Origin of the sequence: Microcoleus sp. M2_D5, from assembly GCF_036701935.1 — a bacterium.
Lineage (GTDB): Bacteria > Cyanobacteriota > Cyanobacteriia > Cyanobacteriales > Microcoleaceae > Microcoleus.
This window is the reverse complement of sequence record NZ_JAUBRP010000027.1, coordinates 1-21590: the sequence shown is the minus strand read 5'-3', so window position 1 is coordinate 21590 and position 21590 is coordinate 1. Positions and strand designations below refer to the sequence as shown.

General features: G+C 44.2%; 26 protein-coding genes. 11 read left to right on the top strand and 15 right to left on the bottom strand.

Features of this window, described 5'->3' with window-relative positions; genetic code table 11:
* Positions 1–531: 531 nt before the first annotated feature.
* The 4 genes from QUA50_RS13745 to QUA50_RS13730 all read right to left on the bottom strand — a co-directional run bounded on the left by QUA50_RS13745 (position 532) and on the right by QUA50_RS13730 (position 2919).
* Positions 532–1008 (bottom strand): DUF2656 domain-containing protein, encoded by a 477-nt coding sequence (locus tag QUA50_RS13745; RefSeq protein ID WP_333264704.1) that lies wholly within the window; start codon positions 1006–1008, stop codon positions 532–534.
* Between the two features lie 8 nt (positions 1009–1016).
* Positions 1017–1898 carry a HEAT repeat domain-containing protein gene (locus tag QUA50_RS13740; RefSeq protein ID WP_333264703.1) on the bottom strand — a complete coding sequence of 294 codons (882 nt, stop codon included), beginning with the start codon at positions 1896–1898 and terminating at the stop codon, positions 1017–1019.
* 9 nt (positions 1899–1907) lie between these two features.
* Positions 1908–2174 carry a hypothetical protein gene (locus tag QUA50_RS13735; RefSeq protein WP_333207998.1) on the bottom strand — a complete coding sequence of 89 codons (267 nt, stop codon included), beginning with the start codon at positions 2172–2174 and terminating at the stop codon, positions 1908–1910.
* A gap of 160 nt (positions 2175–2334) precedes the next feature.
* Complete coding sequence (locus QUA50_RS13730) at positions 2335–2919, bottom strand: phycobiliprotein lyase (protein ID WP_263053582.1); 585 nt, start codon at positions 2917–2919, stop codon at positions 2335–2337.
* A gap of 242 nt (positions 2920–3161) precedes the next feature.
* Here QUA50_RS13730 and QUA50_RS13725 point away from each other — a divergent pair, with 242 nt between their 5' ends.
* The gene (locus QUA50_RS13725) at positions 3162–3992 is read left to right on the top strand and encodes a pentapeptide repeat-containing protein (protein WP_333264702.1); all 831 of its coding nucleotides are present in this window, start codon (positions 3162–3164) and stop codon (positions 3990–3992) included.
* A 2-nt stretch (positions 3993–3994) separates the two neighbouring features.
* Here the strand turns inward: QUA50_RS13725 and QUA50_RS13720 are convergent, their stop codons facing one another.
* Positions 3995–4747, bottom strand: a complete 753-nt coding sequence (locus tag QUA50_RS13720) for a phycoerythrobilin:ferredoxin oxidoreductase (protein WP_333207993.1) — start codon at positions 4745–4747, stop codon at positions 3995–3997.
* Positions 4748–4754: 7 nt separating this feature from the next.
* The gene (locus QUA50_RS13715) at positions 4755–5489 is read right to left on the bottom strand and encodes a 15,16-dihydrobiliverdin:ferredoxin oxidoreductase (RefSeq protein ID WP_333207991.1); all 735 of its coding nucleotides are present in this window, start codon (positions 5487–5489) and stop codon (positions 4755–4757) included.
* Positions 5490–5734: 245 nt separating this feature from the next.
* On the opposite strand from QUA50_RS13715, the gene QUA50_RS13710 reads away from it, so the two are divergent.
* Positions 5735–6313 carry a phycobilisome protein gene (locus QUA50_RS13710; protein WP_333207990.1) on the top strand — a complete coding sequence of 193 codons (579 nt, stop codon included), beginning with the start codon at positions 5735–5737 and terminating at the stop codon, positions 6311–6313.
* A gap of 23 nt (positions 6314–6336) precedes the next feature.
* On the opposite strand, the gene QUA50_RS13705 is transcribed toward QUA50_RS13710, so the two are convergent.
* The 7 genes from QUA50_RS13705 to QUA50_RS13675 form a co-directional block, all read right to left on the bottom strand.
* On the bottom strand, positions 6337–6990 hold the full coding sequence (locus tag QUA50_RS13705; RefSeq protein WP_333207988.1) for a HEAT repeat domain-containing protein: 654 nt from the start codon (positions 6988–6990) through the stop codon (positions 6337–6339).
* A 230-nt stretch (positions 6991–7220) separates the two neighbouring features.
* The gene (locus QUA50_RS13700) at positions 7221–7526 is read right to left on the bottom strand and encodes a CpeR family transcriptional regulator (protein WP_333207987.1); all 306 of its coding nucleotides are present in this window, start codon (positions 7524–7526) and stop codon (positions 7221–7223) included.
* 145 nt (positions 7527–7671) lie between these two features.
* Positions 7672–8439 carry a phycobilisome rod-core linker polypeptide gene (locus QUA50_RS13695; protein WP_333207986.1) on the bottom strand — a complete coding sequence of 256 codons (768 nt, stop codon included), beginning with the start codon at positions 8437–8439 and terminating at the stop codon, positions 7672–7674.
* 231 nt (positions 8440–8670) lie between these two features.
* Positions 8671–9438, bottom strand: coding sequence for a phycobilisome rod-core linker polypeptide (locus tag QUA50_RS13690; protein WP_333207985.1), 768 nt, complete (start codon positions 9436–9438; stop codon positions 8671–8673).
* 111 nt (positions 9439–9549) lie between these two features.
* Positions 9550–10434, bottom strand: a complete 885-nt coding sequence (locus tag QUA50_RS13685; protein WP_333207983.1) for a phycobilisome linker polypeptide — start codon at positions 10432–10434, stop codon at positions 9550–9552.
* A 226-nt stretch (positions 10435–10660) separates the two neighbouring features.
* Positions 10661–11263: a chromophore lyase CpcT/CpeT gene (locus tag QUA50_RS13680; RefSeq protein ID WP_333207981.1), complete on the bottom strand. Its 603-nt coding sequence runs from the start codon at positions 11261–11263 to the stop codon at positions 10661–10663.
* Positions 11264–11313: 50 nt separating this feature from the next.
* A complete protein-coding gene (locus QUA50_RS13675) occupies positions 11314–11850 on the bottom strand; it encodes a phycobiliprotein lyase (RefSeq protein ID WP_333207979.1) in 537 nt (178 codons plus the stop codon).
* A 233-nt stretch (positions 11851–12083) separates the two neighbouring features.
* Here QUA50_RS13675 and cpeB point away from each other — a divergent pair, with 233 nt between their 5' ends.
* From cpeB to QUA50_RS13655, 4 genes are all read left to right on the top strand, one after another.
* Entirely contained in the window at positions 12084–12638 is a 555-nt protein-coding gene (cpeB, locus tag QUA50_RS13670; protein ID WP_015174916.1) for a C-phycoerythrin subunit beta, read from the top strand.
* Positions 12639–12717: 79 nt separating this feature from the next.
* Positions 12718–13212, top strand: coding sequence for a bleomycin hydrolase (locus tag QUA50_RS13665; RefSeq protein WP_333207978.1), 495 nt, complete (start codon positions 12718–12720; stop codon positions 13210–13212).
* Positions 13213–13383: 171 nt separating this feature from the next.
* The gene (locus tag QUA50_RS13660; RefSeq protein ID WP_333207976.1) at positions 13384–14673 is read left to right on the top strand and encodes a HEAT repeat domain-containing protein; all 1290 of its coding nucleotides are present in this window, start codon (positions 13384–13386) and stop codon (positions 14671–14673) included.
* Between the two features lie 146 nt (positions 14674–14819).
* Positions 14820–15434 carry a HEAT repeat domain-containing protein gene (locus QUA50_RS13655; protein ID WP_333207974.1) on the top strand — a complete coding sequence of 205 codons (615 nt, stop codon included), beginning with the start codon at positions 14820–14822 and terminating at the stop codon, positions 15432–15434.
* Between the two features lie 64 nt (positions 15435–15498).
* Here the strand turns inward: QUA50_RS13655 and QUA50_RS13650 are convergent, their stop codons facing one another.
* A complete protein-coding gene (locus QUA50_RS13650) occupies positions 15499–15744 on the bottom strand; it encodes an ArsR family transcriptional regulator (protein ID WP_333207972.1) in 246 nt (81 codons plus the stop codon).
* Positions 15745–16397: 653 nt separating this feature from the next.
* On the opposite strand from QUA50_RS13650, the gene QUA50_RS13645 reads away from it, so the two are divergent.
* Together QUA50_RS13645 and QUA50_RS13640 are read left to right on the top strand one after the other, a co-directional pair.
* A complete protein-coding gene (locus QUA50_RS13645) occupies positions 16398–16589 on the top strand; it encodes a hypothetical protein (protein WP_333234050.1) in 192 nt (63 codons plus the stop codon).
* Between the two features lie 429 nt (positions 16590–17018).
* Entirely contained in the window at positions 17019–17492 is a 474-nt protein-coding gene (locus tag QUA50_RS13640) for a GNAT family N-acetyltransferase (RefSeq protein WP_333207968.1), read from the top strand.
* 59 nt (positions 17493–17551) lie between these two features.
* On the opposite strand, the gene QUA50_RS13635 is transcribed toward QUA50_RS13640, so the two are convergent.
* A complete protein-coding gene (locus QUA50_RS13635) occupies positions 17552–18544 on the bottom strand; it encodes a Rieske 2Fe-2S domain-containing protein (RefSeq protein ID WP_333207966.1) in 993 nt (330 codons plus the stop codon).
* A gap of 52 nt (positions 18545–18596) precedes the next feature.
* Here QUA50_RS13635 and QUA50_RS13630 point away from each other — a divergent pair, with 52 nt between their 5' ends.
* The 3 genes from QUA50_RS13630 to QUA50_RS13615 all read left to right on the top strand — a co-directional run bounded on the left by QUA50_RS13630 (position 18597) and on the right by QUA50_RS13615 (position 20724).
* Positions 18597–19409 (top strand): TetR family transcriptional regulator, encoded by an 813-nt coding sequence (locus QUA50_RS13630; RefSeq protein ID WP_445243096.1) that lies wholly within the window; start codon positions 18597–18599, stop codon positions 19407–19409.
* A gap of 137 nt (positions 19410–19546) precedes the next feature.
* Positions 19547–20032 (top strand): ester cyclase, encoded by a 486-nt coding sequence (locus tag QUA50_RS13620; RefSeq protein WP_333264701.1) that lies wholly within the window; start codon positions 19547–19549, stop codon positions 20030–20032.
* A gap of 311 nt (positions 20033–20343) precedes the next feature.
* Entirely contained in the window at positions 20344–20724 is a 381-nt protein-coding gene (locus QUA50_RS13615) for a cupin domain-containing protein (RefSeq protein ID WP_333207964.1), read from the top strand.
* The last annotated feature ends 866 nt before the right edge of the window (positions 20725–21590 follow it).

The window sequence follows — 21590 nt, the reverse complement described above, 5'->3', positions numbered from 1 at the left end:
CAAGTTAAAGAAGCCTGGTTTATTCTCACGGACTTAGGCTCATTGCGAGCAGCGCTCAATGCTTATAAGCAGCGGATGGGCATTGAAGAAATGTTCCGATACTGTAAAACAGGAGGCTACGATCTTGAAGGAACAAGCCTCAAAGGGAACCGACTTATTAACATGATTCTGCTCATGACACTGGCGTACACTTGGGCAATATTTCAAGATAATGAACTGAAAAAAAGCAGGTACAAGAATATGTATCTCGTCACACAGAACCCAAGAAAAAGTATCGCAGACGGAGTACATTTGGTGTTGGATTAGATGGAGAAAAGTGGGTTAATTATCTAGAAAAATATTCTTTGGAGGTGGAAAAGTAAACGCAAGTTAACTCCTTCTAAACGCCGCTTTTATCAACAAGGTATGCGGGCTGCAACCCTTATACAGTCTATTTCGTAGACCTCTTTGTCACCCCCCAGAAATTGGCGGAGTCTCAAGAATAACAAACAGTAACAATTAAAAAGATATCCTGGCACCTTAACTCACCCTTTACCCCTTTCTCCTTTCAACCTTAAAAACATCATCAATACTTTTCCCCCCCGTTTTCTCCTCCCACCCCATCGCCATCAAAAAACTCTCAGCAGACGGAGTTTCCACCACATCAACCCCCCATTCTCCCGTTTGCAACGCCTCAGCATCGCTACTCAATGGCGGAGTCTTCTTCAATCCCGCTAAAATCAAAATATCAGGAAAAGAATCATCGGCTTTCCCCTGACTCATCCGCTTATCCACCAAAGCTTGAGCACAAAATTCTCCCACTTGAGGCGGAGAAAAAGCATCAGTAGAAAATAAAACTTCTACCATCCAATGAGCATGATTTAATTGACGACACTTAATCTCAGGATGTTGACTTAAACCCTCAGCAAATACCAGAGTTAATTCTTCCCTACTTAAAGTGGGAAAAATACCCTCCGGCATATCAAAATTATGAGAAAGCAACATCCGCCCCGTTCCCGATTCACTCATACTTTTAGTTACTTAATTTGAGAAATTGCCAACTTAATCACACCTTGAATCGCCGCTTCTGATTCCTTTTCCAATGCAGCTTGTAGCGGTTCGATCGCAGCCCGATCGCCCACTTTCATCAAAGACAAAGCCGCCGCCCTGCGAGTTTCCCCATCACCAGTATCCAGCAACTCAATCAGATTAGGAATAGCCGGTTTATAAGCCAGATTTCCTAAAGCCGCCGCCGCCTCACAGCGCACATCAACATCAACATCCGTGAGAGACTTAACCAAAATCTCGAATAATTCATCCTTCGGTTCTTCCTGTGCAACCTTGGCGATCGCACCCACCACCGCACCGCGCACCACAGGCGAATCAGACGCGATCGCCCGATACAAATACTCCTTCGCCCCCGCCCCAATAAAAGCCAACGCCCAAGCCGCATGACCGATCGTACTCTCAGGCAAATCAGTTGACCCTAAAATATCCAACAAAGCCTGCACAGACGGTTCCCCAATCCTCGCCAACGCCCCAATTGACGAACCCTTAACCACCGTATCCTCATCGTTCAACAAAGCATGAATTAAATGAGGAACCGCAGTCGGATCGGCAATCAAAGTCAGAGTTTTCGCAGCAGCGCGCCGCACAACCGGATTAACATGATTAGCCAAACCATCCAACAAAAAAGGAGTCGCCGCTTCGCCAATTTCCGCCAAAGTTTCCGCGAAACGCAGTCGAGTCATCCCCCGCGTATCTCCCAAACATTCAACCAACCGCTTCAACAGATTGGAATCATTAGCGTCGAAACTATCTAAATCTATTTGTTCAGTAACTTCCTGAAGAAAAGCATCTGTTTCAGCGTGAGACAATAGAATTGGATCGACCTCCGATCGAGCATTAGAATTGACCATCACCATCACCTAATTATTAGTAGTTAGAGCCGCCAATTGAGCGCGCAGACTATCCAGTCCAGCATCAATCTTAGCAAGTTCCGGCTCAATTTTAGCCATCGCCGCCTTCGGAGGTAATTTGGCCTTTTGTGCCGCAGTCATCGTTTCATTAACCAAACGTTCGCGATATTTCTCAAATTCAGCAATTACTTCTGCCAATTCTTCAACATTAGTCTCTGGTGAAGTAGCAACAGTTTCCTCATTATCGGATGGATTCAATTCTTCGTTTTCAGACATAGTTTTGATAGTTCAATAATTAGTCCGCGTCTGCGAACTTTTTGTGTAGATGCGATTGCAGTCGTCGGGATATTTTTTGTTTGTGTTACCGCAATTTCACTCACCAGTATATTTTGACTGTGTGTGTAGCTGCGATTGCAAGAGACTGGATATTTGTGCTTTAAGGTGACAGCACACCCACCCCAGAAAATCTCAAGCGATTTTGTTCAATCATCTCTTCTAAAGCCGAGTGAGAAATACAACGACGCTCAGAACAGTATGCCATTTGTTTAACCCCATTTACCATCTGCACAGTCATCACCCGTACCCGAAAATGATCGTTAATAAACCAACAGCGTTCCTGTCCTTGATTAGTCTCATATTCCGTCTCAATAGTCAACACCCCATCATCCGCAAAATGGTAAACACCGATGACCGGAATACCTTCAACATAGCCTCGATTTCGCAGAAACTTGCCCGTTCTCGGATTAGTAGGATTAGGCACATCTAAAAGAATAGCAGCATAGTTTTGGTTCGGAACTGTATCATCTAAATTGTCCTGCCACATAAAACTGCATCCCCCACTAACTAAAGCGGGATCGACATTCTGCTCTTGACAAACATCTAAAAGTCTGCGATCGTCTATTGACAAAACTTCAACGATGACATTGGACTCTCCCGACTCATCAGCCGCAGCAGTATCAAAATTATGGACTGTTCGCTGAGTAAACCAAACGCCCTCACTCTTGCGAAAGAAATCCATCATAGTCATAGGTGGTGTTAGCAGCATTTCTGTGTCAACTTAGCGAGAGTAATCAGAGGGATTGAGACAAATCTCAATGAAAAACGGGGATTTAGGCTTTGACCTGAACTTAGCCGAACTGGGAATCAGAGCTGATTTTAGTTAAGAAAAATAAACAAACGTCAGTCTGGAATCCTTCAAATTCTAGGATAAATGACACAGGACAATTTTGAGCAACTCGATCGATAAATTTTCAGAAAAACATAATGTCACCTCGTCAACACTCATCTTTCCTCTCCGAACCCCTTTCTGCAACTGAAATCTTGGCAACCATTCAGCAAGGGAAAAGTCTAGCTCAAAGCAACATCGCGGGAATCAACCTCAGCCAGATGGATTTATCTGGTATTGATTTAAGCGGCTCAAATTTGATTGGGGCCAACCTCAGTCAAACCAATTTACAAGGGGCAAATCTCCAAGGGGTTGATTTACGAAGGGCAAATCTCAGAGATGCCAATTTGAGTGGAGCGAATTTACAAGAAAGCTATCTTTTTCGTGCAGATTTACAGGGCTGTAATTTAATTGATGCCCAGCTACAAGAGGCAAAATTAAAATTAGCTCAATATGATGCTCATACCCTTTGGCCAGAGGGTTTTAATTACAAAAATTCGGGAGCAATTGGTCCCCAAGCCAATCTTAGTGGAGCTTTTCTCAATACAGCTTACCTCAGAGGAGCAGATTTACACGGCTGTAACCTGCGAGGTGCTTATCTCAGTGGAGCCGATTTAACTGGGGCCAATTTAGAGGGAGCAGCCTTAAGTGGGGCGAGTCTTCAGAATGCCTTTCTGACTGGTGCTTATTTGCGAAATGCTATCTTAATTGGAGTCGAATTACAAGGAGCGGATTTACGAGGGGCTGACTTAACCGGGGCAAATTTAGAGCAATTAAAGAGTATTGCTGGCGCTGATTTTACCCTAGCACAAGGACTCACCCAAGAGATGAAAGCCATGCTTCGCACTCGCGATCCCAAAGAATTAGGAACTTGGAATGCTTTTACTCGTAACAATACGGCTCAGAGTCTTCGCTCTCAGCTAGGATAAATTTACACTGATTGTTGAACGTCGGGAATTTGGCGTTCTAAATCGAACAGAAAACCGTGAATATATTCCTCAGTCCACTCCTCACCATAGAACCGCATAAACATTCCTCTAGCGGGATCTTTTGCAGCACGATAATTGATATAATTCCGTTGAGCCTGAAGAATCTCAGACAACCTTTCACTATCAGTTATAGGTTGCGCTTGCTCAACCAAATCGAGATAAGCTTGAAGATAATCCTTAAAAGCTTCAAAGACCGTAGTTTGCACAGCCTCTGTTTCCTTCGGACGAGTCCAAAGAAAAGCAGGTGAAAAGAAAGGTTTTGCCTCGTCAGGAAAATCTCCTCCCCAAGGCAAATCCTTTTGATAGTTGTTAAAAATCGGCAAAATTGGATCTGAGTATTGCTTCTGATAAGCAGCATCGTGAAAAAGAGGCTGCATATCTAAAGCAATTAAATGTCCCCCCGGCAAAGTTACTAAGTCCGCCCCAAAAAAAGGCAAATCATAATTTAACTGGGGGAAAATCACAAAATTAAGTACCTGGAGAGCATCACCACCCTCAACATGGGCGGCCCGAATTTGCCGTAATTTTGAGGATTTAAAAGCATGACTTGTCGTCACAACCAACTGCTCTTTTTTCCCCTTTCCAGTTATAGCTTCCTTCCGTTCAAAACCTGCGGGAATGGGATAGGGAGCCAAGTCAAGTCGTGCTTTTAGAAGTGGGATAGCGTAATCTAAGAAAGGCTGATAAAGAGTCATTTTTAACTTATCTTACTCCCGCTGGAACTGCTAAGGGAACAGCATCTTCAAACAAAAACTCGTACAGAAATCTATCTGACCATTCATGCCCAAAATAGCTGCCGAATAGCCCTGATGCTGGATCGCGTTCCGCACTATACTGATCGTAATCTTTCTGTGCCTTCACAATCTGCTGCATCTCTTCTGGAGTGTTAAGCGGGGAGGCTTGCTCTAGCATTTGCCAATACAACTGGACATATTCTTGATAGGCTGGAAACAAACGAGTTACAACTGTTTCTGCATCTGTTTTAGCAAATAGCAAGTTATTAGAAAAATACTGATTCGCATCGTAAAACTTCATTTCTAAGTCTTGCGTTAAATCTTTGTATTTATCCTTAATTGCGCTCATTGGCCCGATATATTTGTCTATGTAGGCGCGATCGCGGAATAAAGGTTGAAAATCCAAGACAACCAAGATTTTCTTCTGTCCAAAGGCTAAAAAATCAATTCCCAGCAAAGGCAGATCGTAATTATAATTCGGATAAATGACACTATTGAAAATTTGTGCCGTTTCTCCAGCATCAATGTATGTGTAACGAATCTTTCGCAATTCGGGACATTGATAGCACCAACTTTGAATCGTGGCAGGATTTTTGCCTCTTTCACTCACCACCGATTCCAACCCAGAGGGAATGGGACGACTCTCTAGAGCAAAACGTCCAAACAGTTCTTTTTCTAAGAATTCCTGAAACGGCTTAAACATAGATTAAAATCTAGCTCCTTCAATCTTTCCCTCAAAACAAGATCATAAGGGATTACCTTAAATCTTGTCTCTGTATTTGACAAACAAAGTAATATTTCGTTACAAAAATCTGTTGTACACTCAGGATTTCCCAGAAAAGCCCTGTACCAACCATCATTTAACGGCTGCATTTGTAATAAATCTTAACTCCTTCGCTCATAATTTTAGTCTATCCTAGTAAATTAAGTTAGTGTAATTTAATAAATATGCAATTAAGTGAAAGAGCCAAACAATTAATTCCTCAAGCGAGAATTGTCAGTTTTGCAACTTGGAAAAATTTATATTCAGATGAAGTAATTGCCATTTTTCAAGATGCTGACAATCAAAGTCGATATCTCACAGATGAGGATTTAGAACGCATTGAAAATATTCACCCTCATCTCTCTTTAATGCTAGAAAAAGCCAGATTATTGCGAGATCGAGCTCCTGATATTGTTGCTGATGCGAGGAAAAAGGTATTAGCGGACTTTCCCGATATCACTGAGCCTGGTAATGACCTTTATCCTCCCGAACGTGCTGAAGCCTGTTGGCGAGATTTTTGGCAGTTCCTACGGTGTATCACCTATGGAATTGCAGGTAACAATCCTCAATTTACTAGCCCAGAAGGACTCAAAAATATGGAGCTACTGTATCAAGAATTGCGGGTTCCTGTTTCGGCGATGCTTTGTGGACTAGAACAGTTGAAAAAAGTTAGCTTGCAGCATTTTAATTCTGAAGACCGGGATTTATTAAGTATCTCTTTTGACCATTTAATCAGTGGGTTAAAAACTTTTAGTCCAGCTTAATCAACTTCCTTACTATTTATTGTCTAAAGCAGATTTTCTAAAGCAGCAACAACTCGATGATTTGAGTCTTGCCGAAGTTGACCTAAAATTTCCTTAGCCTGCGGAGCATCAAAATTCTGCAAAGCAGATGCGACGTGCTGACGCATACGTTCATACTCAGAATTAGCCAGCATTAATAACTGAGAAAGTGCAGCCTGTTCCTGATTAGTTCCGGCTAATGTACCAAGTGCATCCACAGCCGCTTCCTGGGTGCTCCTATCTTCGCCAGCTAAGGCTTCCATACAGACCTCAAAGAGTTCGCTTTCGCACTTCATATCAACCAAAACAGCCAGAATACTACGACGAACTAACCAGTGGTCATCCTGAAAAAAAGTCGAGACTAAATGAGATGCAGCACATCGACCAAAAAGCGAAAGAGAATTAGCAGCCTCAGCTCGCACATTCGGCGTATTATCAAATTTCATGATTTGGAGCAATGCGGCGAAGGAATCGGCGGTTTGTTGTGTCCCAAATGCCCGACTGACAAAGGAACGTACTAAGAATTCCGGGTCATCGAGTTTGCCCTTGAGCAAGGGAACAGCAATCTCTGGTTGATAATCCTTGAGAGCCGCGACGGCCTTGAGTCGATACTGAAAATCAGGATTGTTCAGAGACGTTTCAATTTCGTGAATATCCATAGCCACAACAAAGTATAATTTTTCTTTATTTTAACCAAAAAGTTCCTAATTATGCAAATAATCAAAGATATTTTAATAATTAATAAGCTGTGGAGCATTTAAATCACTAACGATGCCGCTCCGGGTGCGTCATCTATAACACTGACTCTACATGGAAAACGCCTTAAAACTGACTCACCATACAATACCATTTTAAATGCTCCACAGCTTAACCTGGGCGGTTGTTATAGCTAAGCTCTTTGATCGAATCGAGTCTGAAAACAGCCGTACTTGAACCAATATTGCCGCAGTTCATGATGAGGTGTATGCAAACTGGCTTTAGCCTGATAGAGAATCACTTGTCGATGATTTCCCATCCAAAGTCGTTTGGTTGGTTCAACAGAAATTAAGCACCCTCCTAGGCTGTTAACACATTCCTCAAATCGCTCAACTGCTGGATAGTCTAAAGTTTCAAAAACTAGCAATTGACCGCAAAAAATTAGGTGACGACTTCTGATCCAAGCCTGAATTTTTTTACAAGCTATTGGGGGTAGCATTTTTCAGATCCTCAGCTTGAAAACTGAGTGATTTATTTTTATTTTCAAGTGTTGAATAGAAGAAAAAGAGCGAATAATAAACTCGCTCTATAGAAAGCAAGAGATACCAAACTTCAATGAAGACAAAGGTGAAGTCTAGGTAAATTTAGCCAACTTCAGTAATACTGAGAATTTTGCCTCCCATTTTCTGAATATTTTTAATTTGCTTAGACATTTGAGCATAGCTGACTTCATAGCTGAGATTGCTCGCTCTGACTTTAGCACCACCAGACTTAGCAGCAGTAATCCGAAAACGTTTACCAGTTGTGCTAGAGGCTCCACTGCTACCAACGCTAGAAAGTTTGATTTTCTGAGGCAGATTGCTCGCAACCGTAGCAATTAATTGAGCTTGATTGCTGCTATCGCTAGTAGCTGCTCCTCCCAGCAAAGAAAGCATCCGATTAAACCCGACATTCTTGATACCAGCTTGGCTGCGAATGCTCCGAGGATAAGGCACAATATTCTCGCCAAAGTTCTGGCTGTAATCGTCACTATCGATATAAGAATCGATTTCGGCTTCATAGCCTTGACCGTTACAAATTTGGACGTGCTCCGAAATCTCCTTCTGTTCTAAAGGAGCGCGACCAAGTAAATGCTTGCAGTTTAACTCGATGAACCGATAGGCAGAATTGGTGTTAAAAAAGAGAGATTGATAAAGGTCTGATTTTGCGACTTGTCTGACAAATTCACGCACCGTAATATCACCATTGCGAAGCAAAGATTCAGCACTGGTGAGACGCTGACTTTCCATCATGTGAGCATTTCCTAACACCTGTCGGTAAGCAGCACGAATGACGACTTGTAAATCGTCTTCTGTTGCATTGGAGCGAAGTTCTACGGGGTCACTGACGAAAGAGGCTGTTAAACTGGACATTTTTTTTTCCTAACGTTAATTAAAGTTTGATTGAGAGTGTAAAAAAAAGTTGCTGTTGGTTGAAATAACTTGAATGAGGCGAACACATCTGTTATTGAGGGACAGAAAAACTATCTGTTCCTATCGTTATCGCTTTCATATTTGCGAGGCTGATAAGATAAAAATTGCGATTGTTTCCGAGAGGGTAGAGAAGCAAATCTTTACTTCTCTACCCGCGAATCACTTTAGGCTTCAAGCAACTTCTGTGATGCTGACAATTTTGCCGCCTGCACGATGAATGCGCTGAATTTGCGGAGTCATATTCGCACCGGATACAAGATATTCAGTGTTACTTAGTCGGCGAGGACTATCAAATTTAGACCCCTTCGCTAAAATCTTGAATGTCTTTTCGGTGGCATCTTTGTAAGCACTGATCCGACCGCCTGTTGTTGGTAGAGTAATCTTGTTACCGCTATTGCCAGCCACAAAATCTACTAAGCGAGAAGCGGTAAAAGCACTATCAACTCCTGCATAACCTTGATACAGGGAAAGGGTGCGATTGTAGCCGACTTGCTTTTGTCCGACTTGACTTTTTGCTCCTTGATAATAAGGAACGGTATTCTCGCCAAATTTTTCCTGATATTCTGGACTATCGAGATAAGAATCAATTTCTGCCTCGTAGCCTTCTTGGGTACACCGACAAATATGCTCAGAAAGTTCCTCTTGAGCTAAAGGAGCGCGACCCAACAAATGTTTGAAGTTTAGCTCGACAAAGCGGTAAGGAGCGCAGGATTCAAAATACCGACTGCGATAAAAGTCAGATTTAGCCACAGCGCGGACAAATTCTCGTACCGTTATCGTGCCATCGCACAACTTGGATTCTGCAATGGTCAGGCGTTCACTTTCCATGACATGGGGATTGCCCAATACTTGCTTGTAAACAGCGCGAATTACCGCCTGTTTATCATCGGAACTGCTGGTAGGCCAAAGTTCTACTGGCGCATCTAAAACGACACTCATTGACTTTCTCCTCAGAATAAATAACGCTTCAAAACAGAGAATTAGGGATTGTGAAAGACACGCTCAGGGAGATAATTCCCCAAGTCGTTAAGGCAGAAGTTTGAGCGGTTGTTAGTTGACAGCAGTGATGCTGGAAATTACGCCGCCTTGTTTGTGGATGCGTTGATATTCTTGCGAGAGCCTATCAAATGGTACGAGATAGGCTTGATTGCTAGAGCGAAATTTAGAGACTCGGTTCATCACAGTCGTTGCTGAAGAACGATATCCAGTCACAGTAATGCGATAAACTTTGCCTTCTGCTGAGGCGCCTAATCCAGCACGAGTACGGGAATTGATACCAGATTCTTGGAATGCCCAACCATCTCCAACTGCACCACCTGAAGGGGGAACTATGGGTAGGGGGGTTTGCTGAATCACGAATTTATTCAGAACAGGGGTTTTTCCAGAAAGACTGCCCTTGAGGTCGCTACTGGAAGCTCCCCGCAAGAGAGCAAACATATGAGTAAACCCAACCATATTTTGTCCTGGCTGGGTTTTGTAGCCTCTGAAATAGGGAACGATATTTTCCCCGTAGGCATTTTGGTATTCATCGCTGTCGAGGTAAGAATCAATTTCTGCCTCGAAGCCTTCAGTATCTAGAATGGTGCTATGTCCTCTCATTTCTTCTAAGCCATCAGGAGCCCGACCTAAAAGATGTTTGAAATTGAGTTCTATAAACCGATAGCGAGGACAAGTATCGAAAAAGCGAGAGCGGTAAGCGTCTGATTTTGCCAGAGCGCGGACAAATTCGCGCACACTGAATTCACCACTTTTGAATTGGGATTCAGGAATCGTCGCCCGTTCACTTTCCATGACGTAAGCATTACCCAAAACTTGCCGGTAAACGGCACGAATAATGGTTTCTACTTCTTCTTGTGAACGTCCTGGAATTAGTTCTAAACGGGGTGTTTCTTCAAATAAACTGACTCCAAGTCGAGATGCAGGTCCAAAAACCATTGAAAAAATCTCCACAATTGTATTACATGAGAAACTACCATACTTAGACGTTCTATTAGAAAACTTTACATAACTTAACACAAACTGCGCTGGGCGAGCTTATCTGTACTACACAAAGAGGTTGATATTTTGGCTCTGACTCTGTTCCTACAATGTTTTTTCTGTAATACGTCGTTAATTGTTGTAATATATACCGAATGTGACTTGAAATTATTACGCCGATAAGTTATGGGATGTGAGGTAACTCAGTGGCAAAACTTTGACGCTTTTCAAACTGTAGAGAACCAAAAGCCGACCCCCAAACCTGTTGATGGGTATTCACGTCCAGACCTCGATCGAGGCTACTCCAAGTTTTTTCTGTAATTTCGACATCACTGACTAGGTAGGTGGAACAACCTCTTTTTTCGATGAGACAAAGGTTTCCAGGTTCCACACTGCCTCGAAACATTTCGCCGTCTCGTTGAAAAATCATGGAACAGTTATAGCGTCGTTGCAGACTATCTGGTTTAATAGTTTTGAGAATGCTTAATTCTCGTGCGGCTCCGGCGTACTGTATGGGGTCTTGGAGGCTATAATTTTCAATATAAATCCGATCTCCCTGGTCAATTAAGCGATGAACTCCCTGACGATAGGGAGTCCAGAGATCGTGGTCGTAAACCTGTTCAGAGTAAAAGCCAATGGCATTGAAAAATTCAAAGGGTAAGGGACGAAAAAATATCCGAATATGGGCAAATTGTTGTGGGTTATCAAAAGATTGCTGATAGTTACTAAAATCCCCAGCCATCCACTGAGCTAAAGTGATTAAATCATTGCTTTTAACGGAATTCATAAGCTAAGGAGAAGGTAGAAGAAAGTTTATTAATAGCAATTAGCAATTCACTAATTGCCTGACAGCGAACGAATCTCTGAGGAAAATGATGCCGTTACTACTCCACTTCCTCCACTGGTTTTAATTAGGGAAACACGAAACCGTAAATTAGGATTAGCAAACCAGATTTTTTCTTCCGCTGCGGCGTGTTCGTAGCTAGTCAAAAGCACAAAAGTTCCATCCTCTGCGATATGATAGTCACCTGCTGCGGCAATAGTTTCAGCATAACCTTGATCTCGTAATAACTTACCGCGATTAGGTATATTTGGATCGGGGATTGGTACAAGAATACAACTTCCCTTAACCTCAGAATTCTCATCCCAATCTGACTCACCCTCCCAACTCATTTGAAAAGGCATGACTGCTTGGGATGGGTCAACACTATACAATTGACAGAGTTCGATTACTGCCCGATCGCCCGGTGAGATAGCAACGATATCAATGACTGACTGCACAGCTTCAAAGTGTCTGAAAGTCAAATGATGGGCGCTGCGCTGCGATCGCCACCGTCCTAGAGAATTTTCAACAAACTGCTTAATATTGTTCATGGAAAACATTGTACAGGGGCAAGAGCCAAAATATTCTTGTCTTCAGAACTCCGCTTTTGGCGCCCCTGTCCACGAAAAAAAGTGCTTTTAGCCACAAAAGTAACAAATTGTTACTTTGTTTCTCAGGAATGAGACAGAGGCAACACCCCACAGATATATTCAAAACCATTAAGTTAGTCACCCAGTTGACCAACTGAAATCAGAAATAATTTTTCTAAGTTAAGGAGAACTCAATGCTTGACGCTTTTTCAAGAGCTGTAGTTTCAGCCGATGCCAGCACCTCCACCGTCGGTGATATCAGTGCCCTGAGAGCTTTCGTTGCCAGCGGCAACAGACGCTTGGATGCTGTAAACGCGATCGCCAGCAACGCTAGCTGCATGGTTTCTGATGCTGTTGCCGGTATGATCTGCGAAAACCAAGGCTTGATTCAAGCTGGTGGTAACTGCTATCCTAACCGCCGCATGGCTGCTTGCTTGCGCGATGCAGAAATCATTTTGCGCTATGTCACCTATGCTTTGTTGGCTGGTGATGCTTCAGTTCTTGATGACCGTTGCTTGAATGGTTTGAAAGAAACCTACGCAGCTTTGGGCGTGCCCACTACCTCCACCGTGCGTGCCGTTCAAATCATGAAGGCTCAAGCCGCCGCTCACATCCAAGACAATCCCAGCGAAAAATTTGCTGGTGCTAAGCTCCGCAAAATGGGCAGTCCTGTAGTAGAAGATCGTTGTGCTAGCCTCGTTGCTGAAGCTTCCAGCTACTTCGATCGCATCATTTCTGCACTGAGCTAGTCAGTTGCTAATCGCAAGTCGCTCAGCAAAATTGAAACTACGCTCACTGTCGTCAAAATCACTTTAGGAGTTTTAGGAAATGAAATCAGTTCTCACCACCGCTATTGCCTCTGCTGATGCAGCAGGCCGCTTCCCTAGCACCTCAGATTTAGAATCAGTTCAAGGTTCTATCCAACGCTCTGCTGCTCGTTTAGAAGCTGCCGAAAAACTAGGCAACAACCTCGACGCAGTTGCTAAAGAAGCTTATGATGCTTGCATCAAAAAGTATCCTTACTTGAACGAAGCAGGTCAAGCTAACTCCACCGATACTTTCAAAGCAAAATGCCATCGCGACATCAAGCACTACCTGCGCTTGGTTCAATATTGCTTAGTTGTTGGCGGCACAGGCCCTCTGGATGAATGGGGTATTGCTGGTCAACGCGAAGTTTATCGCGCTTTGGGCTTGCCTACTGCTCCTTACGTTGAAGCATTGAGCTTTGCTCGCAACCGCGGTTGCGCTCCTCGCGATTTGTCTGCTCAAGCTTTGACTGAGTACAATGCTCTTCTTGACTACGCGATCAACTCCCTGTCCTAATTAACTGACAGGTTTGTAATGTCGTGACTGGGTAGTTTTTACCCGACAAGTCTAGGAACTCTTGGCTCGTTGCTTTACCGATTTTGGTGAGGTAAGGGTAAAGAATTCCTAGGCTTGTTATTGTGTTTTAATAGGCATATCATATTATAGTTATTGCAGACTGCTAATTTTATGGATAAACGCTTTTTTAGTTTTTTTAATTTAACGGAAGACCAGGCGATCGCCCTTTTAGATACGCCCCAAGCTGAAATCGGCGAAGAGGATTCCCGCTACATAGCTGCTTCTCACTTGATCAATTTCTCAAGTGATCGATCGATCGCAGCACTGATGCGAGCAGTACAACAAACCGATCCGGTGCTGGAAAACCGGATTGTGCGCCGCAAATCGGTGGAAACATTAGGAAGATTGCAAGCTGTGCAAGCATTGCCGGTGATTCGCACCTGTCTGGCCGATGATGACTGCTACACGGTGGAAAATGCCGTTTGGGCGATCGGCGAAATTGGCACTCAAGATGCCGATATTTTAGCAGAAGTTGCTCAATTGCTCGACAAACCGGGACAAACCTACCGGGTAATTATCCACACCCTAACTAAATTAGATTATCAGCCAGCCGTAGCCAGAATTCGCAGATTTGTCGATGATATTGACCCGCCGACTGCTAGTGCTGCGATCGCCGCAATTTGTCGCTTAACCAGAGACTTTTCTCAAATGGGAAAAGTTGTCGCGATGTTGCAACACAAAAATGTCCTGGGGCGCAGATTATCTATTCAGGATTTGATAGATGCGCGTTACTACGATGCAATTCCAAATATTGCCAGATGTCCGGTATCTTTAGTCTTTAGACTCAGAGGAATTAGGATGTTAGCAGAAGCAGGAATTGCTGAGAAAATCCTGACATTTGCTAACATTAAACCCCATTTGGAACAAACATTAAGAGACTATCCAGCAGATTTAGATTTAATACATAGTTATGAAAAATTACCCGACTTACCGTTTTTGATTCGCCAATTATACGAAACAGATTTTGGACGTTGCTATCTAGCAGCTAAAACTATACTAGAAAATTACTCAGAGGATGCACCAGCCGCCCTGTTTGCTACCTTTGCTGAAGAAGCAAATAATGACTATGGAGCGCATTTTCATGTGGTAAAATTGTTTGGTTGGTTAAAACATTCTCCCGCCTACGATTTGTTATTGGAAGCTTTGCATCACTCCCAACCCCAGTTTCAGAAATCCCGTGCAGCGGCGGCGATCGCCCTGGGGGAACTGGGAGAACAACGTGCTATTCCCGAATTGAAAATCTGTCTGGAAACTAAAATCTGGGATTTGAAGTATGCTGCATTAATGGCACTAGAAAAACTTGGTGATGTCAGCGGTTATGAAATTGCTGCGGCCGACCAAGATTGGTTGGTTCGAGCTAAAGTAGATGCTCATACTTGTGTAACATCCGAACTATCTTAATTTAGGACGGGAGGCAGAAACCGGGTTTTTTTACGACAATATTGTATCCCTGCCTTTAATACTGGTAAAAAACCCGGTTTCTTTGATATTTATGCGCCCAGGATTGTTAATTCAGCTTAATCAAAACACCTAAAACCCCAAAAACCATGACAACAGATGCTTTGTTTGAACAACTAAAACACCCGAACCCTCATCTGCGCGATCGGGCAATGTTTGAAATTGCCGATTCCCGCGATGAAAATACAATTTCTCGACTGGTGGGCATTTTAGATGAAGAAGATGTCACCTATCGTCGGGCGGCGGTAAAAGCCTTGGGCGTGATTGGTGAAGATGCCGTGCCATCGGTGGTGGACGCATTGTTAAACAGTGATAATGTGACTGTGCGAGGGAGTGCGGCGAAGGTATTGGCACAAATTGCGATTAATTATCCAGAGTTGCCGTTTCCTGAAGCGGGCTTGCAGGGATTAAAAAAGGCGATCGAAGATCCGAATCCTGTGGTTAATATTGCTTCTGTGATGGCCTTGGGGCAGATGGGTTCGTCTGCTTTTGAGATTTTGGTGGAGTCGCTGAATACAACGGATAATGTGGCGGTACAAGTGGCGATCGTGAATGCTCTTGCTTCTGTGGGCGATAGCCGTTGTGTAGAAGTTCTGACCACATTTGCGAATGATGAATCGGTGGATTCTTATGTGCGGGAATCAGCGACAAGTTCTTTATCGCGGTTGGATTTGGTGATGAATTACAAGCGTGCAGATAGTTAGATATAGTGACATTTTTAGCACGACTCTCGATCGCACACAGCACTTGCAGCCAACGCGAGCGCGGTTAGAGTTGACGCAATCTGTCGAGCTTTTTTAACTGTTGTGACTGTTCTTGCAATCGAGTTTCGAGCTTCTGACACACAAGTTCGCATATATTCAAAATCATCGGGTCAGTGATTTGATAGTAAACACTGACTCCCTGCGGTTGCTGTTGAACGATGCCTGCCGGGGTCAAAATCTTGAGGTGCTGGGAAACATTGGCTTGCCCCAGCCCTGTTTCCTCAATGATTTTAGTGACATTTTTTATCATGTTCGGCTAATCACTTGTCTTTGTTCACGCTCGTGTCGCAATCTCAGATGGTGGCGATTGCTTCCCTTCACTGCGTTGGGCTGGGTGCGGACAAATTATAACTAAGGATCGCGAATTAAATAACTTACAATTTTAATTGTTATTGTGGGATGGGCGTCCCGCCCGTCATGAGTGGACGGGCGGGACGCCCATCCCACTTTCCTTGCGGAATTTATTTAATTCGCGATCCTAAGTACGATCGCTCTTTTAGTCTTTACCCTTAATTATTCTAGTTTCTATAGTTGCTATAATAGCAGCGAATACTAACCAGACTGCAACTCATGCTAAAAACCATCGAAGGTATTTGCATCGCTTGCCAAACCCTCCTATGATGGTTCATCATAATCTTGATGATTGTTTCGTTTCATTCTCATAACTAAGCTAATATGCGATCGCTTGTACTAACTCTAGCTCTCATATGTTTAGCCACCCCCGCTGTTGCCACAACCTGCGAGGAAAGCTTTCAAAAAAAGGGGGACTTTTTGAATGGTTCCGCCTTTTCTGCACGTGTTCAGGTTGAGGGGTTATCGATAGAGAGAGCATTTTCCCAATTACGACCAATTTTGGCGCGCGAGGGCATCAAGACTCTCAGCACGGATCTGAACTTAGGTGTCATGAAAGCCGAAAATCCCGCAACAGCATTTCAGCGGGCTTTGCCGATCGATGTTTTTGCCTCAGCCGACGGAAATCTATTAAATGTCGAAATGATTTTTACTCTTCCCAGTGGCGTGACTGCAAGTAGGGACACCGTGAAGGGATACTTGTGTGGTGCACTAAATCAATTGTTGCCCCAAACTACAAAGTAATATCTAATCATTCATTTGATGAATTGTAGTTTCCAACACTCGATCGCAATACCCAATACTTCAAAATTAACTGTGGTCGATCGCGCGCTCAATGAGCGTGCTCCATCGTTGCTTGCAGCTATTGGATCGCCCTTTTAGTTTCTAGGACTTCGGTATTCAAGATGATGTTAGTAAAGCATTGATATAGCCTTTCTCAGAAAGATTCGCGGACGTAGTTGGGCCCCGGCCCTATACGTTTCAGTGGTTATATAAGCTGTCATTCATACCTCATCTTTCGCTCGAACCGCTATATGTCGCCGCACGAGGTATTGTTGTTGCTCTGCACAGAACTGCTCGGGACAGATCACCACACCAGTGCCAATGCCATCGACTACTGTTGTAATATTACCTTCAGTGGCTGACCTATTTTGCATACCCACGGAGTTTGCTATGATTCGCCCGATCGCGCCCGATGACACGACTGCATTAATCGCCTTAGTTGAGGCAATTGGATTCGAGCCACACGAGACCGAAGAACTCGCCCTCATGCTGGCAGACTACTTCGACGGCGAAAATAGCCAAGACATCTGGCTCACCGACGATGACGGCGGGCTGGTGGGGGTCGCGTATGTTGCGCCGGAACGAATGACCCAGGGGACGTGGAATCTATATCTAATTGCCGTCTGTCCAGATCGTCAGCAGCAAGGACGCGGTACGGCACTGCTAACCCACGTCGAACAGATGTTGGCCCAGCGGGGCGAGCGCGTGCTGCTCGTGGAAACATCGGGACTGGAGAGCTTCGAGTACGTTCGATCGTTCTATCGCAAGAGCGGTTACGACGAGGAAGCAAGAATCCGCGAGTTCTACAAGGCGGGCGAGGACAAGATCGTTTTCCGCAAGGCTCTGAACGCTCTGGGGAAATAAGCCTGCGTATTGAGCTCTTAGGTATCGACCTAGTAGGATGCTGAAGGCATCTTCACTGTCTACCTGGAAAGATTAGGCTCCCTCACACTAGGGAAGCTTTCAAAATTGCGCCGCACCCAATCCATCCCCACTTCATTATTGAGTTTAATTTTCTGAGGCGTATCGGGATAAATTTTTCCTAAAATATCCGCATCTTGATCGACGACAACTTTACCAAAATTGAGATACGTTCCCCCCAACACCTTAAATAGAGGATGCTTTGCTTGACCGAACAGCAAAATATAAGTCCGCGTCCGATTCTCGGCTTCTGGTACGAATATATGACACTGTGCAGCTTTGCCGAATGGCATTTCTCCATGAAAAATTACTAGGGATGGGAAATGATTTTCTAAGTGAGCTTTAATGGTGCTCGGCAGCAACCACAAATCTGGCTTTCTGAGCTTTTCTGCCAAACTGTAAGGGGCCGTCGGCATATCGTAAAACGCATGGGATTGATGTCCCTCATCAATGAATTGATGAAATTCCACATCGGTAATTCTAAACAAGTCCCGGTGGGTGCCGTTTTGATGGTTGTAGTCGTGCATATTCAGCAGCATTGTCAGCAAATCTGTCTCGATACTGCGATCGGCGGTATGCCCGATGAAGTAGTAAGTTTCGGCGATTTCATTCAGTACGTTGGGAATGGGGACTTGCGGCTGGTATTCCCCGTAAGACCAAATGAAGTCATCTTGAACAATCAAATCTAACGGTTTCAGTAAGGGCAAAGTTTTCTGATTCGATCCGGGCAATACGGTGCAGCCGCCCGCATCAAATTTCAGGGCATGGAAGGGGCAGACAACACCGCTTGGGCGATCGCCTTCGGTTTCGCACCATCCTTCCGACAGCATTGCTCCCATGTGCGGACAGGCATTGGGCAAGGCATGGATGGTTCCGGCAGGATCTTTCCACATCACATAGTCGGTGCCGTACAAGGAAATTTTGCGAGGCTGGTTCGCTGTCAGCATCGATTTGTGTGCCAACAACCAAGGCGCACCGGGAAGCATAGACTGCATGGTGTTCTCCTTTAGACCTAAAATTGTGAGAGATTTGTCGCTTTTCTAGAATATGACAGAAGATTCGCATTCGTCAAGCAGTTTGCGCCGTCAACCGAAACAGCAGCGGGGTAAAGAAAGAGTCGAAAAAATCTTGGATGCAGCAGCAGCAGTGTTTGACGAGGTGGGCTATTGGGAGGCGACTACCCATCTAATTGCAGCAAAAGCAGGGACAGCCATCGGTTCTCTGTATCAGTTTTTTCCTGATAAAGCTGCCATTTTTAATGCAATGGAACTGCGTCATGCCGATCGGGTCAAGGCGATGTGGGCGCAGGCGAACACGTCGGAAATCGTTCAGTTACCGCTGCGCGAAATGATCCATACCCTGGTCACTGCTGTTGCAGAGATGTTTGAACAGCCTGTATCGCGGGTGGTGTTCGTGCAGTTTTATATAGCGCGCGAGATTTTCCAGTCGATCGATGAAAGTATGACTCAGGAAGCGATCGACTTTATGGCAAGTCTTTTGCAGCAGAGAAATCCCAGCTTGGGGGAGGCGCAATGCAGCCTGTTAGCAGAGGTTTGCGTTCACAGCAGTAATGCTGTCATTCTGTCGGCACTTCGGAACCCCGATCGACAGTATCGCCAACAACTCGTAGGGCAGATTGAGGATTTGTTGGTGTCGTATTTAGAGCCATATGTGGGGGAAAGTCGATCGAGTCATGTAATGAAAGTAATGAAATGTCCTCATTGTCGATCGGAGCAGTTGTCCAAAAACGGTTATCGACGGGGGAAGCAGTGCTATCGCTGTAAGGAATGTGGCAAACAGTTTGTAGAGAATTCCCAGCGATCGGTTATTTTGAAGATGAATTTGGTCGATCGGACGTGATATGAAGCGATCGATTATTGCGTGAAGTGAGTTGATGTTGAAGATGAGTGTCGAGGCAGCGTGTTGAAGTCGGCTCGATATTTCGATCGGGTTCTCGCAATCATTGCGTTACAATTTAGTTCAAAACAAAATTCTGTATGCTGAGCTACCAAAACAAAGCAATCGTTCTCCAGTTCTACAAAGCCTTCGACGATCGCAAAATGGAACAAGCCTTAGAACTTCTAGCGCCGAATTTTATTGCTCGCATGGCGGGAATCCCGGAGCCATTGGACGGGGAGGAGTTCAAGCAGTTCGGGATGTCATTTTATCTAGCTTTCAGTCAGGGTAAACACGTTTTTGATGAGGTTCTGGTTGCAGGCGATAAAGTAGTGACGTGGGGAACCTTCACAGCAACACACCTCGGAGAATTTCAGGGTCTGCCGCCAACGGGCAAACAAATCAGCTTGGCGATTATGCACATCGATCGAGTCGAGAACGGCAAAATCGCGGAGCATTGGGGGCAGGGCGATGCACTTGGATTAATGCAGCAGTTAGGGATTGTCTTCTTGCCGGGCCCAAAGTTACTACCGCACATTTTGAGAGGTGCTGCGTCCAAACTGTTTAACAAATCCGCCCAGAAATAAGATTGTCAGAGCTTGTAGTTGACAGCGGCAGAACAAGTCACGGTAAGAGTTAGGTCGCGATCGCAATACCCAATACTTCAAAATTACCTGATTTGTCGATAGCTTTTCAATGAGCGTGCGATCGTTAGTTTCTAGCGTTATTCTTGTACTCGGTGCGCTCTTGGGAAAAGACGATCGCGCTCCTTACAAGTTGTGATTTGAGCGGGTTTATTGCTCTGAGTTAAGTTTCCGTAAAGTGATCGGTGAGACAGTTCTTTGTAGGCGATCGGTGAGACAATCACCTTAGAAGTCTTTCAAAGAGTGATGCAAAGATGAGTACAACTAGGATATTCAGCAGTTCTAAATTCTTTCAACCGACTGAGGGAGAGCCTGTTCGCTCGATCGTTACCGAATCTAAGGAGGCTGTCGTTGTCGCCTGGTATATCAAGCCAGGTCAGGCAATCCCCGCGCACACCCATCCCAACGGGCAAGACACTTGGACTGTTTTAACCGGGAAGGGAGACTACTATTTGGACAAAGCAGGCACTACGAAGTCGATCGCTGCTGGGGATGTTGTAGTCGCTCATACCGGATGTGTACATGGAGTATTCAACAACGGTGATGAGCCATTGGTTTTTATCTCAGTTGTGTCACCAGCCGATGCGGGGTATCAACTTGTCTCGTTAGAAAACTCTTTTGCTCTCCATCCCTAATTCTTCAATTCACCGGGTTGTATTCATCAGTTAGATTGAAAAAATCCAAGCATTTTTATAGCCATGAAATGGTTGATTCAATATCTTTGCGAAATCCAATTAGATAAAGCTATTCTCTGGTGCTATCTCATTTGGTATGTTATAGTAGTTTGTTTTCATTTTGACCCTTCGGTTAAGATATGGATCAATTCAATTGGTATAAGTGCTGTAATCGGTACGGGTCTGATGCTAAGTGTTTCTTCTAGTAAAGGCAAAAGAGATCGTTGGCAGGCATTTAGGTTATATCTCATGCCATTTTGTGTCTCAAGCTTCTCTGCCCTGATTAAAGAGGAGGGATTTATTGTATTTATATCACCAAATATCAAAGAAACAATAGTATCAGTATCATGCTGTGTTCTGTTTCTATCAGTTATTTTAGCAGTCAAATTATTCAGAAATAAACTTATTTAACAGGATGCGGAAAGTTTGTGAAATGCAGCATAAATATGACATTTCAAGTTGAAATTACCCCGATCGCCTTTAAGGACGATATGGTAAAATTCTGCCGAGTTGTACCATACTGCCCTCTGTAAAAAAATTCCCCGCAAGCCCCAGACGAATATCGGCGGTAAGCGGGTTGCTAAAATCGGTCGATCGGGCTGCCATTTTTTGCCTTCAAATCTCTTTCTTTGGATTGATACGGATTTTAAATTCTGCCTTCTAATTTCTGCCTTGGGGTACACCAACGGCGGTAATGCCCTTCCTACAGCCAATTGTCAATAACCAATTACTAATTGTTAGTATTCCCTGATACCAATTCACTATGAAGGTACACTAAATGTAGGCTAAAAGTAGAGGAGATGTAATATGGCCAACAAATTTAAGGT

What these genes read in the sequence shown, in the direction of transcription:
- QUA50_RS13745 (WP_333264704.1), bottom strand. Translation starts at nt 1,008, where the DNA reads ATGAGTGAATCGGGAACGGGGCGGATGTTGCTTTCTCATAATTTTGAT.
- QUA50_RS13740 (WP_333264703.1), bottom strand. Translation starts at nt 1,898, where the DNA reads ATGGTCAATTCTAATGCTCGATCGGAGGTCGATCCAATTCTATTGTCT.
- QUA50_RS13735 (WP_333207998.1), bottom strand. Translation starts at nt 2,174, where the DNA reads ATGTCTGAAAACGAAGAATTGAATCCATCCGATAATGAGGAAACTGTT.
- QUA50_RS13730 (WP_263053582.1), bottom strand. Translation starts at nt 2,919, where the DNA reads ATGATGGATTTCTTTCGCAAGAGTGAGGGCGTTTGGTTTACTCAGCGA.
- QUA50_RS13725 (WP_333264702.1), top strand. Translation starts at nt 3,162, where the DNA reads ATGTCACCTCGTCAACACTCATCTTTCCTCTCCGAACCCCTTTCTGCA.
- QUA50_RS13720 (WP_333207993.1), bottom strand. Translation starts at nt 4,747, where the DNA reads ATGACTCTTTATCAGCCTTTCTTAGATTACGCTATCCCACTTCTAAAA.
- QUA50_RS13715 (WP_333207991.1), bottom strand. Translation starts at nt 5,489, where the DNA reads ATGTTTAAGCCGTTTCAGGAATTCTTAGAAAAAGAACTGTTTGGACGT.
- QUA50_RS13710 (WP_333207990.1), top strand. Translation starts at nt 5,735, where the DNA reads ATGCAATTAAGTGAAAGAGCCAAACAATTAATTCCTCAAGCGAGAATT.
- QUA50_RS13705 (WP_333207988.1), bottom strand. Translation starts at nt 6,990, where the DNA reads ATGGATATTCACGAAATTGAAACGTCTCTGAACAATCCTGATTTTCAG.
- QUA50_RS13700 (WP_333207987.1), bottom strand. Translation starts at nt 7,526, where the DNA reads ATGCTACCCCCAATAGCTTGTAAAAAAATTCAGGCTTGGATCAGAAGT.
- QUA50_RS13695 (WP_333207986.1), bottom strand. Translation starts at nt 8,439, where the DNA reads ATGTCCAGTTTAACAGCCTCTTTCGTCAGTGACCCCGTAGAACTTCGC.
- QUA50_RS13690 (WP_333207985.1), bottom strand. Translation starts at nt 9,438, where the DNA reads ATGAGTGTCGTTTTAGATGCGCCAGTAGAACTTTGGCCTACCAGCAGT.
- QUA50_RS13685 (WP_333207983.1), bottom strand. Translation starts at nt 10,434, where the DNA reads ATGGTTTTTGGACCTGCATCTCGACTTGGAGTCAGTTTATTTGAAGAA.
- QUA50_RS13680 (WP_333207981.1), bottom strand. Translation starts at nt 11,263, where the DNA reads ATGAATTCCGTTAAAAGCAATGATTTAATCACTTTAGCTCAGTGGATG.
- QUA50_RS13675 (WP_333207979.1), bottom strand. Translation starts at nt 11,850, where the DNA reads ATGAACAATATTAAGCAGTTTGTTGAAAATTCTCTAGGACGGTGGCGA.
- cpeB (WP_015174916.1), top strand. Translation starts at nt 12,084, where the DNA reads ATGCTTGACGCTTTTTCAAGAGCTGTAGTTTCAGCCGATGCCAGCACC.
- QUA50_RS13665 (WP_333207978.1), top strand. Translation starts at nt 12,718, where the DNA reads ATGAAATCAGTTCTCACCACCGCTATTGCCTCTGCTGATGCAGCAGGC.
- QUA50_RS13660 (WP_333207976.1), top strand. Translation starts at nt 13,384, where the DNA reads ATGGATAAACGCTTTTTTAGTTTTTTTAATTTAACGGAAGACCAGGCG.
- QUA50_RS13655 (WP_333207974.1), top strand. Translation starts at nt 14,820, where the DNA reads ATGACAACAGATGCTTTGTTTGAACAACTAAAACACCCGAACCCTCAT.
- QUA50_RS13650 (WP_333207972.1), bottom strand. Translation starts at nt 15,744, where the DNA reads ATGATAAAAAATGTCACTAAAATCATTGAGGAAACAGGGCTGGGGCAA.
- QUA50_RS13645 (WP_333234050.1), top strand. Translation starts at nt 16,398, where the DNA reads ATGAAAGCCGAAAATCCCGCAACAGCATTTCAGCGGGCTTTGCCGATC.
- QUA50_RS13640 (WP_333207968.1), top strand. Translation starts at nt 17,019, where the DNA reads ATGATTCGCCCGATCGCGCCCGATGACACGACTGCATTAATCGCCTTA.
- QUA50_RS13635 (WP_333207966.1), bottom strand. Translation starts at nt 18,544, where the DNA reads ATGCAGTCTATGCTTCCCGGTGCGCCTTGGTTGTTGGCACACAAATCG.
- QUA50_RS13630 (WP_445243096.1), top strand. Translation starts at nt 18,597, where the DNA reads ATGACAGAAGATTCGCATTCGTCAAGCAGTTTGCGCCGTCAACCGAAA.
- QUA50_RS13620 (WP_333264701.1), top strand. Translation starts at nt 19,547, where the DNA reads ATGCTGAGCTACCAAAACAAAGCAATCGTTCTCCAGTTCTACAAAGCC.
- QUA50_RS13615 (WP_333207964.1), top strand. Translation starts at nt 20,344, where the DNA reads ATGAGTACAACTAGGATATTCAGCAGTTCTAAATTCTTTCAACCGACT.